The 21,815-nt window shown below is 68.8% G+C and carries 24 protein-coding genes; 21 read left to right on the top strand and 3 right to left on the bottom strand.

Annotation, left to right across the window (positions count from 1 at the left end):
* Positions 1 to 6: 6 nt before the first annotated feature.
* On the bottom strand, positions 7 to 531 hold the full coding sequence (locus Taqua_RS06145; protein WP_144325687.1) for a gamma carbonic anhydrase family protein: 525 nt from the start codon (positions 529 to 531) through the stop codon (positions 7 to 9).
* Between the two features lie 16 nt (positions 532 to 547).
* On the opposite strand from Taqua_RS06145, the gene Taqua_RS06140 reads away from it, so the two are divergent.
* From Taqua_RS06140 to Taqua_RS06130, 3 genes are all read left to right on the top strand, one after another.
* Positions 548 to 1,420 (top strand): ferritin-like domain-containing protein, encoded by an 873-nt coding sequence (locus tag Taqua_RS06140; protein WP_144325685.1) that lies wholly within the window; start codon positions 548 to 550, stop codon positions 1,418 to 1,420.
* A 105-nt stretch (positions 1,421 to 1,525) separates the two neighbouring features.
* The gene (locus Taqua_RS06135; RefSeq protein ID WP_144325683.1) at positions 1,526 to 2,038 is read left to right on the top strand and encodes a GspH/FimT family pseudopilin; all 513 of its coding nucleotides are present in this window, start codon (positions 1,526 to 1,528) and stop codon (positions 2,036 to 2,038) included.
* 48 nt (positions 2,039 to 2,086) lie between these two features.
* Positions 2,087 to 2,884, top strand: coding sequence for an exodeoxyribonuclease III (locus Taqua_RS06130; protein ID WP_144325681.1), 798 nt, complete (start codon positions 2,087 to 2,089; stop codon positions 2,882 to 2,884).
* 27 nt (positions 2,885 to 2,911) lie between these two features.
* On the opposite strand, the gene Taqua_RS06125 is transcribed toward Taqua_RS06130, so the two are convergent.
* On the bottom strand, positions 2,912 to 4,192 hold the full coding sequence (locus Taqua_RS06125) for an HD-GYP domain-containing protein (protein ID WP_144325679.1): 1,281 nt from the start codon (positions 4,190 to 4,192) through the stop codon (positions 2,912 to 2,914).
* A gap of 205 nt (positions 4,193 to 4,397) precedes the next feature.
* Here Taqua_RS06125 and Taqua_RS06120 point away from each other — a divergent pair, with 205 nt between their 5' ends.
* From Taqua_RS06120 to Taqua_RS06100, 5 genes are all read left to right on the top strand, one after another.
* The gene (locus Taqua_RS06120) at positions 4,398 to 5,906 is read left to right on the top strand and encodes a flagellin N-terminal helical domain-containing protein (RefSeq protein ID WP_144325677.1); all 1,509 of its coding nucleotides are present in this window, start codon (positions 4,398 to 4,400) and stop codon (positions 5,904 to 5,906) included.
* A gap of 145 nt (positions 5,907 to 6,051) precedes the next feature.
* Complete coding sequence (fliD, locus tag Taqua_RS06115; protein WP_144325675.1) at positions 6,052 to 7,458, top strand: flagellar filament capping protein FliD; 1,407 nt, start codon at positions 6,052 to 6,054, stop codon at positions 7,456 to 7,458.
* A gap of 171 nt (positions 7,459 to 7,629) precedes the next feature.
* Positions 7,630 to 9,141, top strand: a complete 1,512-nt coding sequence (locus Taqua_RS06110; RefSeq protein ID WP_144325673.1) for a flagellin N-terminal helical domain-containing protein — start codon at positions 7,630 to 7,632, stop codon at positions 9,139 to 9,141.
* A 277-nt stretch (positions 9,142 to 9,418) separates the two neighbouring features.
* A complete protein-coding gene (fliS, locus tag Taqua_RS06105) occupies positions 9,419 to 9,811 on the top strand; it encodes a flagellar export chaperone FliS (RefSeq protein WP_144325671.1) in 393 nt (130 codons plus the stop codon).
* A 33-nt stretch (positions 9,812 to 9,844) separates the two neighbouring features.
* Positions 9,845 to 10,156 carry a flagellar protein FliT gene (locus Taqua_RS06100; protein WP_246094641.1) on the top strand — a complete coding sequence of 104 codons (312 nt, stop codon included), beginning with the start codon at positions 9,845 to 9,847 and terminating at the stop codon, positions 10,154 to 10,156.
* Positions 10,157 to 10,194: 38 nt separating this feature from the next.
* Here the strand turns inward: Taqua_RS06100 and fliE are convergent, their stop codons facing one another.
* Positions 10,195 to 10,578: a flagellar hook-basal body complex protein FliE gene (fliE, locus tag Taqua_RS06095; protein WP_144325667.1), complete on the bottom strand. Its 384-nt coding sequence runs from the start codon at positions 10,576 to 10,578 to the stop codon at positions 10,195 to 10,197.
* Between the two features lie 142 nt (positions 10,579 to 10,720).
* On the opposite strand from fliE, the gene fliF reads away from it, so the two are divergent.
* From fliF to fliR, 13 genes are all read left to right on the top strand, one after another.
* Positions 10,721 to 12,460: a flagellar basal-body MS-ring/collar protein FliF gene (gene fliF / locus Taqua_RS06090; protein WP_144325665.1), complete on the top strand. Its 1,740-nt coding sequence runs from the start codon at positions 10,721 to 10,723 to the stop codon at positions 12,458 to 12,460.
* Between the two features lie 29 nt (positions 12,461 to 12,489).
* Entirely contained in the window at positions 12,490 to 13,491 is a 1,002-nt protein-coding gene (gene fliG, locus Taqua_RS06085) for a flagellar motor switch protein FliG (protein WP_144325663.1), read from the top strand.
* Positions 13,478 to 14,218, top strand: a complete 741-nt coding sequence (locus Taqua_RS06080) for a FliH/SctL family protein (RefSeq protein WP_144325661.1) — start codon at positions 13,478 to 13,480, stop codon at positions 14,216 to 14,218. The genes fliG and Taqua_RS06080 overlap by 14 nt, the downstream gene beginning before the upstream one ends.
* The gene (gene fliI, locus Taqua_RS06075) at positions 14,199 to 15,656 is read left to right on the top strand and encodes a flagellar protein export ATPase FliI (protein WP_144325659.1); all 1,458 of its coding nucleotides are present in this window, start codon (positions 14,199 to 14,201) and stop codon (positions 15,654 to 15,656) included. The genes Taqua_RS06080 and fliI overlap by 20 nt, the downstream gene beginning before the upstream one ends.
* Positions 15,653 to 16,105, top strand: coding sequence for a flagellar export protein FliJ (gene fliJ, locus Taqua_RS06070; RefSeq protein ID WP_144325657.1), 453 nt, complete (start codon positions 15,653 to 15,655; stop codon positions 16,103 to 16,105). Before fliI ends, fliJ begins: the two co-directional genes overlap by 4 nt.
* A gap of 16 nt (positions 16,106 to 16,121) precedes the next feature.
* Positions 16,122 to 17,363 (top strand): flagellar hook-length control protein FliK, encoded by a 1,242-nt coding sequence (locus tag Taqua_RS06065; protein ID WP_144325655.1) that lies wholly within the window; start codon positions 16,122 to 16,124, stop codon positions 17,361 to 17,363.
* A 190-nt stretch (positions 17,364 to 17,553) separates the two neighbouring features.
* The gene (locus Taqua_RS06060; RefSeq protein WP_144325653.1) at positions 17,554 to 18,093 is read left to right on the top strand and encodes a flagellar basal body-associated FliL family protein; all 540 of its coding nucleotides are present in this window, start codon (positions 17,554 to 17,556) and stop codon (positions 18,091 to 18,093) included.
* 44 nt (positions 18,094 to 18,137) lie between these two features.
* Positions 18,138 to 19,145 (top strand): flagellar motor switch protein FliM, encoded by a 1,008-nt coding sequence (gene fliM / locus Taqua_RS06055; protein ID WP_144325650.1) that lies wholly within the window; start codon positions 18,138 to 18,140, stop codon positions 19,143 to 19,145.
* Entirely contained in the window at positions 19,142 to 19,585 is a 444-nt protein-coding gene (gene fliN, locus Taqua_RS06050) for a flagellar motor switch protein FliN (protein ID WP_144325648.1), read from the top strand. Before fliM ends, fliN begins: the two co-directional genes overlap by 4 nt.
* A 20-nt stretch (positions 19,586 to 19,605) precedes the next feature.
* Complete coding sequence (locus tag Taqua_RS06045; protein ID WP_144325646.1) at positions 19,606 to 19,950, top strand: FliO/MopB family protein; 345 nt, start codon at positions 19,606 to 19,608, stop codon at positions 19,948 to 19,950.
* Complete coding sequence (fliP, locus tag Taqua_RS06040; protein ID WP_144325644.1) at positions 19,947 to 20,714, top strand: flagellar type III secretion system pore protein FliP; 768 nt, start codon at positions 19,947 to 19,949, stop codon at positions 20,712 to 20,714. The genes Taqua_RS06045 and fliP overlap by 4 nt, the downstream gene beginning before the upstream one ends.
* A gap of 16 nt (positions 20,715 to 20,730) precedes the next feature.
* Positions 20,731 to 21,000 carry a flagellar biosynthesis protein FliQ gene (gene fliQ, locus Taqua_RS06035; protein ID WP_144325642.1) on the top strand — a complete coding sequence of 90 codons (270 nt, stop codon included), beginning with the start codon at positions 20,731 to 20,733 and terminating at the stop codon, positions 20,998 to 21,000.
* Positions 21,001 to 21,032: 32 nt separating this feature from the next.
* Complete coding sequence (fliR, locus tag Taqua_RS06030; RefSeq protein ID WP_246094640.1) at positions 21,033 to 21,806, top strand: flagellar biosynthetic protein FliR; 774 nt, start codon at positions 21,033 to 21,035, stop codon at positions 21,804 to 21,806.
* The last annotated feature ends 9 nt before the right edge of the window (positions 21,807 to 21,815 follow it).

Here is a 21,815-nt window from a genome sequence, read left to right as displayed (position 1 = left end):
GCCCCTTCACGCCAAACGGCGCAGCCTCGCGCGAAAGCGTCGCGCGTTGTCGATGTAGTGCGCGGCGCTTTGCCGCAGCGCTTCGATTTCCTGCTCGGTCAGCTCGCGCACCACCTTGGCCGGGCTGCCCAGAATCAGCACGCCGTCGGGGAAGGTTTTGCCCTCGGTCACCAGCGCACGCGCGCCGACCAGGCAATGCCGCCCGATGCGCGCGCCGTTGAGCACCACCGCACCGATGCCGATCAACGACCCGTCGCCCACCGTGCAGCCGTGCAACATCACCTGGTGCCCCACCGTCACGCGCGCGCCCACGGTCAGCGGCACGCCAATATCCGCGTGCAACACGCTGCCGTCCTGAATGTTGGCCCCCTCCCCCACCGTGATGGGATCGGTGTCGCCGCGCAACACGGCGCCAAACCACACGCTGCTGTCGGCGGCCAGCGTCACGCGGCCAATCACCCGCGCGTCCTCGGCCACAAAGGCGCTCGGGTGCACGCTGGGGGCAATGTCGTCGAGTTGGTACAGGGCCATTCGTACAATTGTACGGATGTGTCCGGCCCCCACCAACCCGCCCCCCGCGCCGCAAGCGTTGCGTCAGGCCGCGCTGCACTGGCTAACCGAACCGGACCCCACCGCCAAGGTGGCGGGTGTGCAGCGCACGTGGGAAACGCTGGCAGCGCACGCAACGGCTATCCACCTCGACACAACCGCCACCCTGACCGCCCCCGAGCAGCGCCCGCTGCCGGGTCGGCCGGCCCGCCCGCAGCTCGTACCACCGGGCGCGGTGCCGACCCGCTCACCCTTCACGCCCGACGGCCACGCGGCCTTGGCCCACGCGCTGGCGCACATCGAATTCAACGCCATCAACCTGGCGCTGGACGCCGTGTGGCGCTTTGCCGGCATGCCCGCCGCGTACTACCACGATTGGTGGCGCGTCGCCGCCGAGGAGGCGCACCACTTCGAACTGCTGCGCACCCACCTGCGCGGCCTGCCGCACCCCAGCGGTGGCCAATGGGACTACGGCGACTTCGAAGCGCACGATGGCCTGTGGACGATGTGTGAGCGCACCGCCAGCGACATCGTGGCGCGCATGGCGTTGGTGCCCCGCACGCTGGAAGCACGGGGTCTGGACGCCACACCACTGATCCAAGCCCGGCTGCGGCGGGTCGGCACGCCGCACGCGCTGGCGCTGTGCGCCATCCTCGACGTCATCCTGCGCGACGAGGTCGGCCACGTCGCTGTGGGCAACCGCTGGTACGGCTGGCTGTGCCAGCAACGTGGCCTGGACCCCCTGGCACACTACCGGCAACTGGTGCGCCAGCACCGCGCACCCCAACCCAAGCCGCCGCTCAACACTGCGGCGCGCCAGCAAGCGGGCTTCAGCGCGGCGGAGCTGGCCTACCTGCAGCAGCCCCTCTGAAGCCCGTTCCCCCAAACAGGGGAATGACAGCCGCGCCAAGCTGGCCGATACTGCGGCCGTTACAAGGGGGGACGCTCCGTGGTGCTGCACCGTTGCCGCGCCCGCATGCGTGGGCTTACGCTGGTCGAAGTCGTCGTCGTTGCTGCGGTACTGGCCATCCTGATCGGGGTGGCGCTGCCAGCCCTGGGCACGTGGGTCGAGCGTTCACGCCTGCGCGGCGCGGCCGACGTGCTCAGTGCAGAACTGCGCCAAGCACAGTCCGAGGCACTCAAGCGCCGGCAAACCATCGTCGTCAGCGTCAGCGCCGACGACACGCGGTGGTGTCTGGGCTGGCGTGAGCAAACCGCTTGCGACTGCACCCGACAACCGACCGACTGCTTGCTGGATGGGGCGGCACGTGTGCGCACCCACGCCGACCACCCCAACGTCGCGCTGGTCCCCGCCATCACCGGCGGGGCTTTCGTGTTCAGCCCACGCCGCGGCACCGTGACGGCGGGCAACCTCACACTGGCGTTGGCCGACGGCAGCCAAATCCGCATCGTCGTGCATGGATTGGGCCGGGTCCGGCAATGCATCCCCGACGGCGCGCCAGCCTTGGCCGCACTGCCTGGCTGCTGACCGCGTCCCTGCACCCGGATAATGGCGTTTTGCCCGCGTACCGCTGCCATGCAACTCGCCACCTGGAACGTCAACTCGCTCAACGTGCGGCTGCCCCAGCTGCTCGATTGGCTGGCCCAACGCCAGCCCGACATCGTCGCGCTGCAGGAACTCAAACTGCCCGATGAGGCGTTTCCCCTGCCTGCCATACAGGCCGCCGGCTATGACGCCGTTTGGCTTGGCCAAAAGACCTACAACGGCGTGGCGCTGCTGGTGCGCCAAGGCACGCAGCTGCACGACGTGCAGCGCAACCTGCCGAACCTGGAAGACCCCCAGGCACGCCTGATCGCCGCGACCGTGCAGCCACCGGGGGTAGACGAAGCCCTGCGCGTCGTGGGGGCCTACTTCCCCAACGGCCAGGCCCCGGGCAGCGACAAATTTGCCTACAAGATGCAGTGGCTGCAAGCGTTGCGCGCGTGGCTGGCCGCGCAGTTGAGCCAGTACCCCAAGCTCGTGCTGATGGGCGACTTCAACATCACGCGCGACGACCTCGACGTCTGGGACCCCGACGGCCTGCGCGAGACCATCCACTGCACCCGCGCCGAGCGCGAGCAGCTGCAGGCGTTGCTGGCGCTGGGTTTGCACGACGCGCTGCGCACCACCGCGCCGCAGGGTGGCGTGTACACCTGGTGGGACTACCGCCAACTGGCGTTTCCCAAAAACCGCGGGCTGCGCATCGATCACATCTTGCTGAGCGACCCGCTGCACGCCCGGCTGCGCGCCTGCGACGTCGACCGCGCGCTGCGCAAGCGCCCCCAACCCAGCGACCATGCCCCGGTGGTGGCCACGCTTGCGCCCAGCGCCTGAAGCTCACCGACGCACCAAGCCGGCGCCCTACAGCATCCCCGCAGCCGGCGTGCGCGAGTACGCCAGCAGGTTCACCATCTCATCCAGGTTGATGCGCGCACGCACGGCCGAGCCTGGCACCGCATCGTCCACCGTATGCTCTGGCCGTGCGGTGTTGACCAGCTTCGGCGCTCCCATCGGTTCCCCTGCGCGGTTGACCACCACCGCGGCGATCGGGGTACCGGCCTTGGCACCCCGACGCAGCACCAGCGCCAGCTCCCCTTTTTGCAGGCGCACAAACGTGCCGGGCGGGTAAATGCCCAGCAACTGCACCAGCGCCAAACCGACCTCGTCCTGCGCGCCGCCGGTGCGAAACAGCACCGCCGTGCGCGCCGCCTCCTTGGCGCTGCGCCCGGGGCGGCTGGCGCGCGGGCTCATCGAAGCGGTGTAGCGGTCCAGCACCTGCATGATATGCGCCACGCGCTCGTCCGCTGGCCGTTGCGCCAGCGCAACACCCGGGGGCAGCGGCGCATGGTGCAGCCGCACGGCTTGCAGCCACAACGCGTCGGTCACACCTGCGGCCTGCAACGCACGCGCGCCCGCTTCGGCGTGGGCCTCGATCTGCGCCCGCTGCGTTGGCGACAGCGCTCCACGCTGCTGCGCCAGCGCGTCCTGCAGCCGCAGCATCGCCACGTTCATCGTCGCGGTGGCCAGCACCAGCGCGCGCAGCTCGTTTGGTGGCAGCCGCAGCAGCGGCCCCAGCCGCAGCGCCAGCACGGCGCACTGCAGTGCGTGCAGCACGCTGTAGTCGGCCGGGCTTGTGCAGGCGCGGTAGGTCAACACCAACGTACTGCCGTCGGCAGCCACCTCGCTGGCCGTCAACTGCTCCAGGTCGCGCCACAGCAGCTCGAAGCGCGCTGCACTTTGCTGCGGCGCCAGTGCTCCCAACTCGATGCCTGCCAGCAACCGGCGCAGCCGGGCGGCCACGTCGGCACATTGCTCCGGCAGGGTACCCCGCAGCGGCTCCGCCGCGCCGTCTCCGCCTTCGTCCAGTCGCACATGGCGGTCCAGCTCCTTGATCGCCGCGCCCCGCCGGTCCAGCTCCAGCAGGCCGTTCATCCACACCTTCAGCGCGAGCTCTGACTCCTCGAACGGTACGAACACCTGCCGCCGCTCACGCAGCAGCCGCAGCTGCAACTCGTCCTCGATGCGCTGCCCCTTGGCCAGCAGCACCCGCCCCTGCGCGTCCAACAACGTAAACGGCAACACCATGCCCACACGCAACTGCTCGGTGGGCAAGGGAACGGGGGAGCGCGGAGTGCCATTCATTTAGTAAAGCATTGTAGGCCGCAGCCACCACGGACTGCCCCAGGTCAAAAACCCGTGCGGCTGGGCATTTGGTGATCAAAAACCCTCAAGTCCGCCGCGCGCTGCCCGATATAGCTGGCAACCGGATGTCAAGTGGTTGGCGAAGCGCAGGGCGCGGGGCCCGAAGCAGCCAGCCCACCGGCAACCACCCGAAGGAGTGACCGCCATGCCGCAGATCATCAACACCAACGTGATGTCGCTGAACGCCCAGCGCAACCTCAACGCATCGCAAAACGCCCTGCAGACCGCGATGCAGCGCCTGTCCTCGGGCCTGCGCATCAACAGCGCCAAGGACGACGCCGCCGGCATGGCCATCTCGGAGCGCATGACCACGCAAATCCGTGGCCTCAACCAAGCAGTGCGCAACGCCAATGACGGCGTCTCGCTGGCGCAAACCGGCGAAGGTGCCCTGGCCGAAATCACCTCCAACCTGCAGCGCATCCGCGAGCTGGCCGTTCAGGCCGCCAACGCCACCAACAGCGCCGGCGACCGCGCCGCCCTCGACCTCGAAGTGCAGCAGCGCATTGCCGAAATCGAGCGCATCGCCACCCAAACCTCCTTCAACGGCCAAAAACTGCTCGATGGCACCTTCGGCAGCGCGGTCTTCCAAGTCGGCGCCAACGTCGGTGACACCATCGGCCTGAATCTGGCCACCAGCATGCGCTCCACCGCCATCGGCGCCTTCGCACAGGGCACGTCCAGCACCGAGGTCAGCACGGCGGCCCTTCCCGGCACGGGCACCATCCAGGTCGGCAGCGGCACCGCGGTCACCATCGGCCAGTCGGTGGCCGGCAGCGCCAACGGCCAGTCCGCGGGCAGCGCCTTCGCCAAGGCCAATGCCATCAATTCGGCCAACGTCTCCGGTCTGACCGCGACCGCCACCAACACGATTGCCTTGCAGATCGCAAACACTTCGAGTGGTGCCGGCCAAACCTATTCCCTGCGCATCAACGGCATCGATATCTTCAACGGGACCGACCTGTCCTCCGGCGCCCTGACCACGCAGCAGATCACCGACGCCATCAACGCCCAGCAAAATAACACCGGCGTCACCGCCATCCTCAACGGCAGCAACCTGCTGCTCACGGCGGCCGACGGGCGTGACATCGCGATCGGTCAAACCCTCGGCGGCGGTGCGACGGGCGGCATCAGTGCCGGTAGCGGCAATATCGCACTCAACGGCGTGACCTATTACCAAGGCACGATCGGTGCGTTTGCCGACGCCACCAACAACAGCACGAATGCCACCGCGGTCAACGGCGGGCGGTTGACCCTGACCGCAAGCGAGAACATCATCATCACCGGTGACGGTGCGGCACTTGGCTTTGCCTCGGCCAACTTCACCATCTCCAAGGACTCGGGCTCGATCTCGCAGATCGACGTGAAGACAGTGGCCAACGCCAACACAGCGATCTACCGCGTCGACTCGGCCCTGACCGCGGTGAGCAACCTGCGCAGCACATTTGGCGCCATCCAGAGCCGCTTCGAGGCCGTGGTGAGCAACCTGCAAATCAACGCCGAAAACCTCACCGCCAGCCGCAGCCGCATCCAGGACGCCGACTTCGCCGCCGAAACGGCCGCCCTCTCGCGCGCCCAGATCCTGCAGCAGGCCGGCACCGCCATGGTCGCCCAGGCCAACCAAATGCCGCAGGGTGTGCTGGCCCTGCTGCGCTGACGCACGACGCGGGGTTGGCAAGCACGCCGCCGGCCGCGCCCAGGCCGGCGGCGCGACGTAAAGCGTGGCTGCGGTCACGCTTTTTGCCGTGGACAGTTTGCTTGCGGGCCGGTAAAGTCGCCCTTGACCCTTCGTGGAGATCCCCATGGCCACCCTCTCGTCCCCGGGCATCGGCAGCGGCTTGGACATCCGCAACATCGTCAGCCAGCTTGTGGAGCTGGAAAAGCGCCCGCTGCAGCAGGTGCAAAAGCGCACTGAACGGGCGCAGGTGCGCCTGTCCTCGATGGGCGAAATCAAGTCGCGCGTCGCGGCGCTGGACGATGCGCTGAAGGCGCTGACGCGCCCCTCCACGTTCCGGGAAAAGACGCTGACCTCCGGCTCCCCGGCAATCGGCGGCTCGGCGGTGTTTACTGCCACGCCTGCCACCTACGCCGTGCAGGTCAACCAGCTCGCCAAGGGGCAGACAGTGCAAAGCGTGGCGATGGCGGCGGGCGACCCGGTGGGTGCCGGCACGCTGACCCTGCAAATGGGCCGATGGAACGGCGCAAGCTTCACCGCCGACGACCGCGGAGCCATCACGATCGACGTCACCGCCACCGACACCCTGGCCGACGTCGCCGCCAAGATCAACGCGGCTTCGGCACCGGTGAGTGCCTCGGTCATCAACGATGGCGCCGGGGCGAGGCTGGTGCTGCGCTCGCGCGCCACCGGGGAGGCGGAGGGCTTTCGCCTTCAGGCCAGCGACGCCGACGGCAACCTGACGGATGGCACCGGTCTGTCGCGCCTGCTCTACGACCCCGAAAACCAGCCCGGCGCCGGCCTTGCGCTGGCGCAGGCGGCGCAGGATACAGTGGTCACCATCGATGGCGTGTCTGTGCGCTCGGCCAACAACACCATCGCCAATGCGATCGCGGGCGTCACGCTCAACGTCAGCGCCGAAACACCGGCCACGGTCAATGTGCAGATCGGCGCCAACCCCGAGACCGCACGCAAGGCCATCGGCGCGCTGGTGGAGACCTTCAACGCGCTCGATGCGGTGCTGGCCGATGCGCTGCGCTACGATGCCCGCACGCGCGAAGCCGGGCCGCTGCAGGGCGACAGCGCCATCGTCACCCTGCAGGCCAGCCTGCGGCGCATGCTGTTCACCCCCGGGCCGGACGGACGCACCCTGTCGGATCTGGGGGTGCGGCTGGGCCGCGACGGCAAGCTGACGGTGGACGAAGGCAGGCTCGGCGCAGCACTGGCCGACGCCGCCACGCTGGAAACCACGCTTGCCGAGGCCAGTCAGGGGATCGCCGTGCAATGGCGATCCGTCACGTCCGGCCTGTTGCAGCAGGGGACCGGGCGGCTGGACCTCAAGCGCACAGCCCTGGAGGGGGAAATCGAGCGCCTGCGGCAGCAGCAGCAGCGCCTGAGCGACAAGGTCGCCCGCACTGAGGAGCGCCTGCTGGCTCAGTATTCGCGGCTGGACAAGACGGTCTCGCAGCTCAACGCGCTCAACCAGTACGTGGCGCAGCAGATCACGCAGTGGAACAAGGCCAAGGACGGCTGAAGCCAAACCAACCGCGGAAATGCGCCAGCCTAGCCCCGTTCATCGGGGCTTTGGTTTTCATGGGCCGCCTCAGAATCGGAATCACCGGGCGGGGCCGTGCCCCCGCCCACCCGCCGGCGGGGTGCCGGCGCACGGACCGATCCCTGTCTTTCGCTGCCCAGGAGAGCCGCCATGCCGCAGATCATCAATACCAACGTGATGTCGCTGAACGCCCAGCGCAACCTCAACGCATCGCAAAACGCCCTGCAGACCGCGATGCAGCGCCTGTCCTCGGGCCTGCGCATCAACAGCGCCAAGGACGACGCCGCCGGCATGGCCATCTCGGAGCGCATGACCACGCAAATCCGTGGCCTCAACCAAGCAGTGCGCAACGCCAATGACGGCGTCTCGCTGGCGCAAACCGGCGAAGGTGCCCTGGCCGAAATCACCTCCAACCTGCAGCGCATCCGCGAGCTGGCCGTTCAGGCCGCCAACGCCACCAACAGCGCCGGCGACCGCGCCGCCCTCGACCTCGAAGTGCAGCAGCGCATTGCCGAAATCGAGCGCATCGCCACCCAAACCTCCTTCAACGGCCAAAAACTGCTCGATGGCACCTTCGGCAGCGCGGTCTTCCAAGTCGGCGCCAACGTCGGTGACACCATCGGCCTGAATCTGGCCACCAGCATGCGCTCCACCGCCATCGGCGCCTTCGCACAGGGCACGTCCAGCACCGAGGTCAGCACGGCGGCCCTTCCCGGCACGGGCACCATCCAGGTCGGCAGCGGCACCGCGGTCACCATCGGCCAGTCGGTGGCCGGCAGCGCCAACGGCCAGTCCGCGGGCAGCGCCTTCGCCAAGGCCAATGCCATCAATTCGGCCAACGTCTCCGGTCTGACCGCGACCGCCACCAACACGATTGCCTTGCAGATCGCAAACACTTCGAGTGGTGCCGGCCAAACCTATTCCCTGCGCATCAACGGCATCGATATCTTCAACGGGACCGACCTGTCCTCCGGCGCCCTGACCACGCAGCAGATCACCGACGCCATCAACGCCCAGCAAAATAACACCGGCGTCACCGCCATCCTCAACGGCAGCAACCTGCTGCTCACGGCGGCCGACGGGCGTGACATCGCGATCGGTCAAACCCTCGGCGGCGGTGCGACGGGCGGCATCAGTGCCGGTAGCGGCAATATCGCACTCAACGGCGTGACCTATTACCAAGGCACGATCGGTGCGTTTGCCGACGCCACCAACAACAGCACGAATGCCACCGCGGTCAACGGCGGGCGGTTGACCCTGACCGCAAGCGAGAACATCATCATCACCGGTGACGGTGCGGCACTTGGCTTTGCCTCGGCCAACTTCACCATCTCCAAGGACTCGGGCTCGATCTCGCAGATCGACGTGAAGACAGTGGCCAACGCCAACACAGCGATCTACCGCGTCGACTCGGCCCTGACCGCGGTGAGCAACCTGCGCAGCACATTTGGCGCCATCCAGAGCCGCTTCGAGGCCGTGGTGAGCAACCTGCAAATCAACGCCGAAAACCTCACCGCCAGCCGCAGCCGCATCCAGGACGCCGACTTCGCCGCCGAAACGGCCGCCCTCTCGCGCGCCCAGATCCTGCAGCAGGCCGGCACCGCCATGGTCGCCCAGGCCAACCAAATGCCGCAGAACGTGCTGCGGCTGCTGCAAGGCTGAAGCCAGGCGCTGGCCACGCGGCTGGCGGCCTCGCCGCCACCCGGTACCCGGCAGGGTGCCCACCGCCCGCGGTGGGCACCCTGCTTGGCTTTGTCGCGATCGCGGGCGCGGGACTCGATCAGGCCACGGCCAGGCGCACCGCCCGGACACCGCGGGCCTAGAATAGAGCGGCCAATCCGGCCTTTTTTAGCGGCCACTCTTTCTGCCCAGCCCTCAGGATCCGCCGCCCATGACCGATAAAGCAGGCAAAGATTCTTCTTCGCCACGGAGTGAGACGATGTATACCTCCCCTGCCGTCCGATCGGTCAATGCCTACACCCGCCAGGCCGCGGCCAGCCGCGTGGCCGCCGCCAGCCCGCACGAGCTGGTGGCGATGATTTTCGAGGCGCTGGATCAGGCGCTGCTCAACGCCCTGGGGGCGCTGCAGCGCGGGGATGTGCCGGCCAAGGCCGCAGCGCTCAGCAAGGCGGTGCAGCTGCTGGAAGAGGGCCTGCGGGCCGCGCTCGATCCCAAGGGCGGCGAGCTGACCGAGCGGCTCGATGTGCTCTACGAATATTGCGCCCGGCGCCTGACCGAAGCCAACCTGCACAACGACGGCGAGCGTGTCGAGGAAGTGCGACGGCTGATCGCGCCGGTGGCCGACGCCTGGAACCAAATCCGCCCGCAGTAAGCGCCGCCCCCACCGCCGATGAGCGAGGCCATCATGGACAAGCCCCAACTGGATCTGCTGCAGTGCTACCGTGCGTTGGAGGAGCTGAGCGCGCGCATGCTGCAGGCAGCCGAGACCGACGACTGGGACCGCGTGGCGGAGCTGGAAGGCGCCTGCGCGGTGCTGATCGAACAGCTGCGTGCGCAGGCCAACGAGGCCGAGCTGACGCCGCAGCAGCGCGCCGAGAAGCACCGCGTGATGCTGGCGATTCTGCGCCACGACGCGCAGATCCGCGCGCTGGCCGAGCCGTGGCTGGACGCCTGGGAAAATACCCCGCCCGGCAGCCGCTCGCTGTCGCTGCACTGACCGCCCGCGCTGGCCGGCCCCTGGCGTGGGCGCGGCGCTCACACCTGCATGTTCATCACGTCGGTGTACGCCTGCATCATGCGGTTGCGCACGTGCAGCGCGGCCTGAAAGCCGATTTGGGCTTTTTGCATCGCCACCATGGTTTGCTCCAGGCTGGCGCTGCGGTCGCCCATCTGCACGCGGTTTTGCAGCTCGGAGGCGTGTTGCTGCGCGGCGCTGACCTCGCGCAGGGCGTTGCGCAGCGCGTCGCCAAAGCCCGCCTGAGTGGTGGCGCGCACCGTCGGGTTGGGGGAAGCGGGGTTGGCCACCGGCGTCGCCCCGGCGGCGGCTTTGGCCGCCAGTGCCTTTTGGGCCGCGCGCAGTGCGGCGGCTTGGGCGGGGCTCAGGGCAGCACCGGCCAAAGGCAGCAGTCGCAGGTCCATGGGCAGTTCTCCTGGTGGGGCGTGACAACGCTTGGGGGCATCGTAACGGCAGGCCCCGGCGGCGCATAAGCGCAAACAGCGCCTGCGCCGCCGGTCTGTTTGCGCTTTAGCCGCGCGGCGCGGTGGGCGAATAATGGCGCCCATGGCTACGACCACCCCTGCCCTGAGCACTGGCACCGAACTGGACGCCGCCGAGCTGCCCCCCGCCGCCGCGCCGACGCCGCTGGTGGCTGGCTGGCAGCGCTTGCCGACCCAACGCAAGGCCCTGCTGGTGGCCGGCGCGCTGGCGGCCGTGGCGCTGCTGGCGGCGGCGTTTTATATGTTGAACCGGCCCGACTACCGCGTGCTGTACGCCAACCTGTCGGACAAGGACGGCGGCGCGATCCTGGCGCAGCTGTCGCAGATGAACGTGCCGTACAAGCACGCCGACGGGGGCAACGCGATCCTGGTGCCAGCCGACCGCGTCAACGACGTGCGCATGAAGCTGGCCAGCCTGGGGCTGCCCAAGGGTACGGTGGCGGGCTTTGAGCTGATGGACCAGACCAAGCTCGGCATGACGCAGTTTCAGGAGCGCGTCAACTTCCAGCGTAGCCTGGAGGGCGAGCTGACCCGCACGATCCTGTCGCTGCAGTCGGTGGCGGATGCGCGCGTGCACCTGGCGCTGCCCAACCAAAACGGGTTTTTCCGCGAGCAGCAAAAGCCATCGGCCAGCGTGGTGGTGACGCTGCACCCGGGCCGCAGTCTGGACCGCACGCAGGTGGCCGGCATCGTGCACTTGGTGGCCAGCTCGGTGCCGGAGCTCGACCCCAAGGCCGTCAGCGTCATCGACCAAAACGGCACGCTGCTGTCGCAGCGGCCGGAGGGTGACGGCGGCATCGACTCGCGTCAGTTGGAGTACGTGCGCACGCTGGAGCGCACCTACCAGCAACGCATTCTGGATCTGCTCGAGCCCGTGGTCGGGCGCGACAACGTGCGTGCCACCGTCACGGCCGATGTGGACTTTTCGCTGACCGAATCGACCACCGAGCAGCACCGCCCCAACCAGGGCAACGAGCCGGCGGCGGTGCGCAGCTCGCAAACCATCGAAGAAAGCGCGGGCACCCCCACGCAACCCGCCGGTGTGCCGGGTGCGGCCACCAACGTGGCGCCGGGGGCCACCGCCGCACCGATCAACGGCCCCGGCGCCCCGGTCGGGGTGGTGGGCCAGGGTGCCGCCGGCGCCGACGCACGCAGCCGCCGCGAGCAGGTGGTCAACTACGAAGTCGACAAGACCGTGTCGGTCACGCGCAACGCCAGCGGCACCGTGCGGCGCCTGAGCGCCGCGGTGGTCATCAACCACACCCAGGTCACCGACAAAAAAGGCAACACCAGCACCGCCCCGCTGCCGCCGGAACAGCTGCAGCAAATCCAGGCTTTGGTGCGCGAAGCGATCGGCTTCAATGGCGAGCGCGGTGACTCGGTCAACGTGGTCAACGCGCCGTTCAACCAACCCAAGGTGGAGCCGGTGGAGCTGCCCTGGTACCGCAACCCCGACGTGTTGGACACCGCGCGCAGCCTGGGTGCGCCGCTGGGGCTGGTGCTGGCCGGTCTGCTGGCGTGGCTGCTGATGGTACGCCCGACGCTGAAGATGATGCAGCCGCCGCCCGCGCCCGAGGCCGGGGCCGCACCTGGCCAGGCTGGCGCCCTGCCCGCGCCAGGCAGCCAGCTGGAGGCACTGGTGGCCGAGGAGGTGGAGCGCCCCGGCCTGCCGCAACCGGTGCACAATGAACCCACCCCCGAGGAGCGCCACCTGGAAGACGCACGCCGTCTGGCCAAGGAAAACCCGGTGGCGGTGGCCAATATCATCAAGGGCTGGATCAGTGGCGAAGGGGTGCCCGCGTGATGCGGCCCACAGGCAACGGATGAGCTCCGATGGCTGACAGCGACGACGGACTGCAGGACGCCGCCATCTTCCTGATGTCGCTTGGCGAGGAAGAGGCGGCCGAGGTGTTCAAGCATTTCTCGCCCAAGGAGGTGCAGCGCCTGGGCGAGGCGATCGCGCGCATGCGCGCCGTGCCGAAAGAAAAGGTCAACACCGTCATCGAGCGCTTCGTGCGCGAGGCGCAGTCGCAAAGCCTGCTGGTGTCGGACACCGACAACTACGTGCGCTCGGTGCTCAAACGTGCGCTGGGCGAAGACAAAGCGTCGCTGCTGATCGACCGCATCTTGCAAGGCGGCGACGTGTCGGGCATCGAAAGCCTGAAGTGGATGGACCCGCTGTCGGTGGCCGAGCTGCTGCGCAACGAGCACCCGCAAATCCTGGCGGCGATTCTGGTGCACCTGGACCAGGACCACGCGGCCAACATCCTCAAGCATTTCACCGAGCGCACGCGCAACGAGGTGATGCTGCGCATCGCCACGCTGGAAGGTATCCAGCCGGTGGCGCTGAAAGACCTCAACGAAGCGCTGTACCAGGTGCTGGCCGGCGGCGACAAGATCCGCAAAAGCTCGCTGGGGGGGGTTAAGACGGCGGCCGAAATCATCAACCTGTTGGGGGCGAGCCTCGAGGCCAGCGTCATCGAAGCCATCCGCGAGCAGGACCCGGACCTGGCGCAAAAGATCATGGACAAGATGTTCACCTTCGAGGACCTGCTCAAGCTCGACAACAAGTCGCTGCAGATGGTGCTCAAGGAGGTGTCGTCGGACCAGCTGGTGGTGGCGCTCAAGGGCGCCTCGCAGGAGCTGCGCGAAAAAATCCTGTCCAACATGTCCAGCCGCGCCGCCGAGGCGCTCAAGGAAGATCTGGAGTCGCGCGGGCCGGTGCGGCTGTCGGAGGTGGAGGCGCAGCAAAAGGAAATCCTCAAGATCGTGCGCCGACTGGCCGACGAAGGCCAGATCGTGCTGGGTGGAGGTGGCGACGATGCCTTCGTCTAACCGCGGCGCGCACCCGTACCAGCGCTTCATCCCGCGCGAGGAGGTCCAGCAGGTGCAAAGCTGGACCTTCGCGCCGGTGGACGAAGCCACCCTGGCCGCCCAGCGTGCCGAGGCCGAGGCGCGCCAGCGCGCCGCGTTGGCCGCCACCGAAGAGCAACTGCGGCAAGCCCATGCGCGCGGCTACACCGAGGGCTACGAACAAGGCCGCCAGGCCGGCGCCCAACAAACCCGCGACGCCCTGATGGCCGAGCTGCGAGCCCAGGCCGCCGAACACGCGCGCCGCGTCGACGCGCTGGTGGCCAGCCTGCAAGACGAGTTCGAAGCGCTGCGCACGCGGCTGGCCGAGCAGGTGCTGGCGCTGGCGTGCGACATCGCGCGCCAGGTGGTGCGCCGCGAGCTGACCCAGCCGCTGGCCCCGTTGCGGGCGGTGGTGCTCGAGGCGCTGCAACAGCTGACCGATGATGCGCAGCCCGCCACACTGCGGCTGCACCCGAGCGACCTGGAGGCGTTGCAGCCTACCCTGGGCGAGCTGCTGGCGGGCCGGCGCGTGCAGGCGGTGGCCGACGCGCGCGTGCAGCCCGGCGGCTGCGTGCTGGAATCGGCGGCGGGGGTGGTGGACGCCACGCTACCGCGGCGCTGGGCACGGGCGCTGGCCGCGCTGGGCCGGGACGACGAACCGTGGGATGCCCCCACTGCGGAGACGGGCAATGAGCGCGCAGACCCCTGACCCCGCATCCCGCTGGCATGCCTTTGTGCAGGCGGCGCGCACGCTGGCGCAGCGGCCACAGCCGCTGGATGGCGGCGGGCGCCTGACGCGCATGGCTGGCCTGGTGCTGGAGGCGCGTGGCATCCACGTACCGGTGGGCAGCCAGTGCGCGATCACCGCCGCCAGCGACCCCCTGGCCCCGAGCCCGGGCGAGCCGGTGTTGGCTGAAGTCGTCGGCTTTGCCGGCGACCGCGCGTTTTTGATGCCCGCCAGCGCCACCACGGGGCTGGCGCCCGGCGCCATCGTGCGGCCGCTGCCGCCGTTTCGGCCGCGGCTACGCTGGGGAGCGGAGGCCAGCGCCCTGGCCACCCCGGCCGATGAACGCGGCGTGCTGCGCCTGCCGCTGGGGCCGGGGTTGCTGGGCCGCGTGGTGGACGCCTACGGCACGCCGTTGGACGGCGCCGGACCGCTGGACGCCGTGCACGCCGAGCCGATGGAGCGCCCGCCCATCAACGCGATGCAGCGTGCACCCATCCGCCAGCCGCTGGACACGGGGGTACGCGCCATCAACGCGCTGCTGACCGTAGGCCGCGGGCAGCGGCTGGGGCTGTTCGCGGGCTCCGGCGTCGGCAAAAGCGTGCTGCTGGGCATGATGGCGCGCTTCACCGAGGCCGAGGTGATTGTCGTCGGCCTCATCGGCGAGCGCGGCCGCGAGGTCAAGGAGTTCATCGAAGACATCCTGGCCGCGCGTGACCGGCAGCGCGCCGTGGTCGTGGCCGCGCCGGCCGACGCGCCACCGCTGGTACGGCTGCAAGGCGCGCACTACGCCACCGCGATCGCCGAGCACTTCCGTGACCAGGGCCGCCACGTGCTGCTGTTGATGGATTCGCTGACCCGCTACGCGATGGCACAGCGCGAAATCGCCCTGGCCGTCGGTGAGCCGCCGGCCACCAAAGGCTATCCCCCAAGCGCCTTTGCACGCCTGCCGCAGCTGGTCGAGCGCTCTGGCAACGGGCCCGAGGGCGGCGGCTCGATCACAGCGTTTTACACCGTGCTGTCCGAGGGCGACGACCAGCAAGACCCGATCGCCGACGCGGCGCGCGCGATCCTGGACGGCCACATCGTGCTGTCGCGCGCGCTGGCCGAGGCCGGCCAGTACCCCGCGATCGACATCGAAGCCTCGGCGTCGCGCGTCATGCACAACGTCGTCACGCCCGAGCACTGGGCGCTGGCGCGGCGCTTCCGGCAACTGTGGTCGCGCTACCAAAAAAGCCGCGACCTGATCCAGTTGGGCGCCTACGTGCCCGGCAGCGACCCCGACACCGACTTGGCCATCCAGCTGCACCCGAGCATGGTGGAGCTGCTGCAGCAGGACATGCGTGAAGGGGCCACGCTGGAGGCCAGCGTGCAGCGCCTGCAACAGGTGCTGGCGGCCACCGCCCGCGGAGGACGCGCATGAAAAAGCCCGCCGACCTCAGCGTCTTGGTGCAGCTGCGCGAACGCCAACGCGACGAAGCGCTGACCGCGCTGGCGCAAGCCCGCTGCGAGCGTGCGTTGGCCGAACAACAACTGGCCGCGCTGCAGGGCTACGCGCGCGAGGCCGAGCAGCGCTGGACCGAGCGTGCCCGCGCGGGCGTTAGCCCCACGCTGCTGGCCACGCAGCGCCACTTCATGGAGCGGCTGCAGCACGCCAGCCACGTGCAAACCGACGTGCTGCAGCACCTGGAGCGCCGCATCGCGCACTGCGAGGCCCAGTGGCACCAAGCCGAGCGCGCCCTGGCCACGCTGCGCCGACTGCAGCAACGCCGCGCCCAGCAGTGGCAGCAGCACCTGCTACGGCAAGAACAAAAGTTCAACGACGACATGGCACTGCAACAACATCGCCGCCGCCATGCCCCCCACCCCTGACGCGCGAGGACACACCATGACCACCACCGCCCCCACCCCCGCGACGCCCGCGGCAGCCCGCCCCGCGGCGCACGGCAAGGCTGACCCCGCCGCGCCTGCGGACCTGTTCGCCCAGTTGCTGGCCGACCTGCGGGCGGCGCCCGACGATGCCCAGGCTGACATGGACCCCACCAGCGCGCCGGGCCCGGACACCCTGGCGAACAGCGCCGCCCAGCCGGATCAGGACGCGCTTGCGGATGACCCCAAGGTCCCGCCGGGCGACGCGATCGCGGCCCTGTGGGGTACGTGGCCCCAGCTGCCCGGGACGCCAGCGTTTGCCCAGGCAGGCGCCAACGCGCCCATCGTCAACGGGCCGGGCATCGAGGAACGGCCAACACCGCAAGCGGCTGCGGTGCAGCGGCGCCACGGCACCGAGCCTGGCCAGGCGTCGCCCGGCGACGCACCGGCCGGGGTCGCCGGGGGGCCGCCGGGCCGTGCACGCGCCAAAGCCGCCCCGCGCGCGGGCGCCGGCCAGGGCCCCGCGCCCGACGCGGGTGCCGCACGGTCGGACACCGCGCTGACCGCCTTGCGCGAGGCGGCCGGCCACGCCGGCGTGGCGCATGGTTTGCGTACGCTGGTCGGTGACGGCACCCCAAGCCCGGTCGGTCCCGCGGCGGGCGAGACCGCGACGGCGGGCGCCGCCACCCCCACGCCGTCGGCAGAGGGCAGTCAGCCTCGCACCGGCGACCACGCCCTGCCCGGGCACGCCGCGTCGCCCGGCGCACCCCACGGGCCTGGCAGCGGGGCTGTCGGCAGCCACCCGGGCGTCGAGGTCACCTTTGGCCAGCGGCTGGAGGCCGCCCTGCAGCAAACCGCCGACGCCCTGGGTGCCGAGCTGGCCCTGTGGTCTATCGGCGACAAGCAGCGCGCCAGCCTGACCTTTGATGACGAAACATGGGACACCCCACTGGCGGTGGACGTGCAGCTGGACGCGGGGCTGGCGCACCTGACGTTTCGCAGCGATGACGCCAACACGCGGCAACTGATCCAGGCCCAGGCCCCGCAGGTGCTGGCCGATGCGTTGGCACGCGCAGGGTTGACGCTGGGACAGCTGGACGTTGGCGCCCGCCAAGGGCAAGGGCAAGGGCAAGGCGAAGCGACCGCGAGCACGCCGCGCGGCGCCCGCCTTGGGGCCGCCGCGGCCTCCGCCGTGGTCGTCGCGCATGCGCAGGGGCCCCGACCGGCGGCGCCACGCGGTGCGCTCGACGTGTACGCCTGAGCGGCCACGGGGGCGTGAGCGCCCGAACAACGCCGCCCCATCCGTGCTTATTGCGCTGATGGCGTGCGACACGCCCCCACACAATACCCTGCATGGTGGAGCCAGCGCCATGCCACAATAGGCAGCGTCCCACCGATGTCGCCGTCGGCACCGGTGGTGGATGGTTCAACCCAACGACGAGTCTGTGACCATGGCCAAAGCCGAAGCCCCAGCCGCGGCCGCCGGTGAGGCGGCGCCCCCCAAGAGCAAAAAGCTGCTGATCATCATCATTGCCCTGGTCGTGCTGCTGGCCGCTGGCGGTGCGGCGGCGTTGTTCCTGCTCAAAGGCTCCAACCATGACGAAGAAGGCGGCGAGGAAGCGCCCGCCAAAGCCGAAAAGGCCAAACCCAAGAAGAAAAAAGACGCTGCAGCGCCGACCTTCATGCCGCTGGATGCGGTGGTGGTCAACCTGGCCGACCCCGGCTCGACGCGCTACGCGCAAGTCGGCATCACGTTGCAGGTGGAAAACGGGCAAACGGCCGAGGAGGTCAAAAAATACATGCCCGCCATCCGCAACGGCATCCTGATGCAGATTTCCCGCCGCACGGCCGAAGAACTGCTCAGCGCTGAGGGTAAGGAAAAACTCGCCGCCGACATTTTGACGCTGATCCAGGAAACCACGGGCATGGAGCCGTACAAGGGCTACAGCCCGGTGGAAGCCGTGCTGTTTTCCAGCATCATCGTGCAGTGATGCGCCACACCGCCCACTGACCCTCAACCAACGGACGTGACACCATGAGCGACGCGTTTCTTTCTCAGGACGAGATCGACGCCCTGCTCGAGGGCGTCACCGGCGAGAGCCAAAAGCTGGCCAAGGAAGAGGTCCAGACCGGCGGCATCCAAACGTACGACCTGTCGCGGCAGGAGCGCATCGTGCGTGGGCGCATGCCCACGATGGAGGTCATCAACGAGCGCTTTGCCCGGAACCTGCGCGTGGGGCTGTTCAACTTCATCCGCCGCAGCCCCGAAATCTCGGTCGGTCCCGTGCAGGTGCAAAAGTACAGCATGTTTTTGCGCGATCTGGTCGTGCCGACCAACTTCAACATCATGGCGGTGCGTCCGCTGCGCGGCAGCGGGCTGGTGGTGTGTGAGCCTACCCTGCTGTTTGGCGTCATCGACAGCCTGTTTGGCGGCTCTGGCAAATTCCACACCCGCATCGAAGGGCGCGACTTTTCGCCCACCGAGCAGCGTGTCATCAACCGCATGGTCGACGTGGTGGCCGAGGAGTACAAAAAAGCCTGGAAAGGCGTATACCCACTGGAGCTCGTGTACCAGCGCTCCGAGATGCAGCCGCAATTCGCCAATATCGCCACGCCCAGCGAAATCGTCGTCAGCACCAGCTTCTCGCTCGAAATCGGCGACATCACCGGCTCGCTGCACATTTGCATCCCGTATTCCACGCTGGAGCCGATTCGCGACCTGTTGTACTCCAACACGCAGGGCGACTCGATGGAGGTGGACCGGCGCTGGGTCAAGCTGCTGAGCCAGGAAATCCAGGCCGCCGAGGTCGAACTGGTGGCCGAACTGGCCACCGCCGACGCCACCGTCGAGCAGTTGCTGGCGATGAAGCCGGGCGACTTCATCGAACTGGAGCGCCAGCGCATCATCCAGGCCAAGGTGGACGGCGTGCCGGTGCTGGAGTGTGAGTACGGCACCCACAACGGCAAATACGCGCTCAAGGTGGTGCGCACCTTGCGCAGCTCCGACGCCACGTGGCACGCGCACGGAAGGACCGACCTATGACGACCGACCAGCAAGACAACCCGCCCAGCGCCCCGGTGGACGAGCAGGCGCTGGCCGACGAATGGGCGCAAGCGCTGCAGGAGCAGTCCAGCAGCACCGCCTCGGCGGGCCGCTCCGATGACCCCTTCGCCGGTGCGCCCGCGTTCGACGGCGCCCCGCCCGCGCCTGCGGCCAACAACGACATCAGCATGGTGCTGGACATCCCGGTCACCTTGTCGGTCGAGCTGGGCCGCACCAAAGTGCCGATCAAATACATCCTGCAACTGGCGCAGGGCTCCATCGTCGAGCTCGACGCGCTGGCGGGCGAGCCGATGGACGTGCTGGTCAACGGCTACCTGATCGCCCAAGGCGAGGTGGTGGTGGTCAACGAAAAGTTTGGCATACGCCTGACCGACATCGTCACGCCCTCGGAGCGCCTGCGGCGCCTCAGCAAGCACTGAACCCCGCGAGCGAGCCGAGCATGAACAGCGCCTGGACCGCGTGGCTGCCTGCGCTGGGCCTGTTGGCCCTGCTGGCGTTGCTGGCGTGGGGTGTGCAGTGGCTGCGCCGCCGCCAGCAAGCCATGGGCGACGGCGGCCCGGCGCTGCGTGTGGTGGCCCAATTGATGGTGGGGCCGCAGCAGCGCGTGGTGGTGGTGGAGCTGCAGGGGCCGGGCACGCCGGTGCAACTGACCTTGGGCGTGACGCCGCAACACGTGCGCACGCTGCACGTGCAGCCGCTGGGCGCGCGCGCGCCCACCCCGCGCTACGCCGACGTGGCGCGCACGCTGGCTGCGGACGACGCGCGACGGGAGCCCGCCGCATGAGGCGCAGCGCGACGGGACACCTGCTGGCGGGGCTGGTGCTGGTCGGCGCGGCCAGCGCCGCGTGGGCGCAAACGACCACCCCTCCAGGGCAACTGCCGCTGGTCGTGGCCCAGGGGCCGCAGGGCACCAGCTACTCGGTGCCGATCCAGACGCTGCTGTTTTTCACCGCGCTGTCGTTTCTGCCCGCGGTGCTGCTGATGATGACGGCGTTTACGCGCGTGGTCATCGTGCTGTCGTTGCTGCGCCAGGCGCTGGGCACGCAAGCCTCGCCACCCAACCAGGTCATCATCGGGCTGTCGCTGTTTTTGACGCTGTTCATCATGGGCCCCACGCTGGACCGGGTGTACCAGGAAGCCTACCAGCCCTACGCCGAGGGGCGGGCCAGTTTCGAGCAAGCCGTGGCGGCGGCGGAAGCGCCGATGCGCGCGTTCATGAAAGCGCAAACGCGCCAGGCCGATTTCCAGCTTTTTGTCAACCTGGCCAAGCTGCCGTCCACCACCACGGTGGATGAGGCGCCGCTGCGCGTGCTGGTGCCGGCGTTCGTCATCAGCGAGCTCAAAACCGCGTTCCAGATTGGCTTCATGGTGTTCATCCCGTTTCTGGTCATCGACATGATCGTGGCCAGCGTGCTGATGTCGCTGGGGATGATGATGCTGTCGCCGGTGCTGGTGGCGCTGCCGTTCAAGCTGATGTTGTTCGTGCTGGCCGATGGCTGGAACCTGCTGATCGGCTCGTTGGCGGCGTCGTTTGCCCCACCCTCCTGATGCGCTCAAGCCCCCGATGGACCCTCAAGCCGTTTTGACCCTGGGCCAGCAGGCCATGTTCACGCTGCTGATGGTGGCCGCGCCGGTGCTGGGCGCGGTGCTGGTGGTTGGGCTGGTCGTGAGCCTGTTTCAAGCGTTGACGCAGATCAACGAGGCCACGCTGTCGTTCGTGCCGAAGCTGCTGGCGGCGGTGGCGGTGCTGGTCATCGTCGGCCCGTGGATGCTGACCACGCTGGTGGAGTTCATCCGCCGCGTGCTGCTGGCGCTGCCAAGCTACGCCGTGTAGCGCGCCGCGCCTAGGCAGCCACCCGCCCCGCCATGCCAAGCTTGACGTTCACCGAAGCGCAGCTGATGGGGTGGCTCGCGCCCGTGTGGTGGCCGTTTTTGCGCATCCTGGCGGTGCTGGGCACGGCCCCGGTGTTTTCGGCGCGTTCGGTGCCGCTGCGCACGCGCATCGGCCTGGCGCTGGTGCTGGCGGTGTGCATCCAGCCAGCGCTGCCTGCAACACCGATGCCGGCGCTCAACAGCCCGACGGCGTTGGCCACGGTGGTGCAACAACTGGCCATTGGCGTGGCCATCGGGCTGGCGGCGCGCATCATGATGGCCGCGGTGGAAATGGCCGGCGAAATCGTCGGGCTGCAAATGGGGCTGAACTTCGCGGGTTTTTTTGATCCCGCCACCGGGGGCCAATCCAGCACGGTGGGGCGCTTTTATGGCAACGCCATGGTGTTGCTGTTCATCGTGCTCAACGGTCACCTGATGTTGATTGAGGCGGTGGCGGCCAGCTTCGTGGCCCTGCCGGTGGGTGACGGCACCACGGCGGCGCTGCAACGCATGCCGCTGCACGAGCTCGGCGGCCTGATTTTCGGCTACGGGCTGTGGATCGCGCTGCCGCTGGTGGTGCTGCTGCTGTTCGTCAACGTGGTGCTGGGCATCATTTCGCGCATCGCGCCGCAGATGAACGTGTTTGCCATCGGCTTTCCGCTGACGTTGTCGGTGGGGTTGGTGGGGGTGGCGGCCTCGCTGCCGTTGCTAGACGAACCCGTGCGCCAGTTGCTGCAACGCCTGGCGGCGCTGTACGGCGTCGGCTGAGCGCGGCTG

The organism is Tepidimonas aquatica (assembly GCF_007556585.1).
GTDB lineage: Bacteria > Pseudomonadota > Gammaproteobacteria > Burkholderiales > Burkholderiaceae_C > Tepidimonas > Tepidimonas aquatica.
The sequence above is the reverse complement of the archived record's forward strand: the minus strand, read 5'-3'. Positions and strand labels throughout refer to the sequence as shown.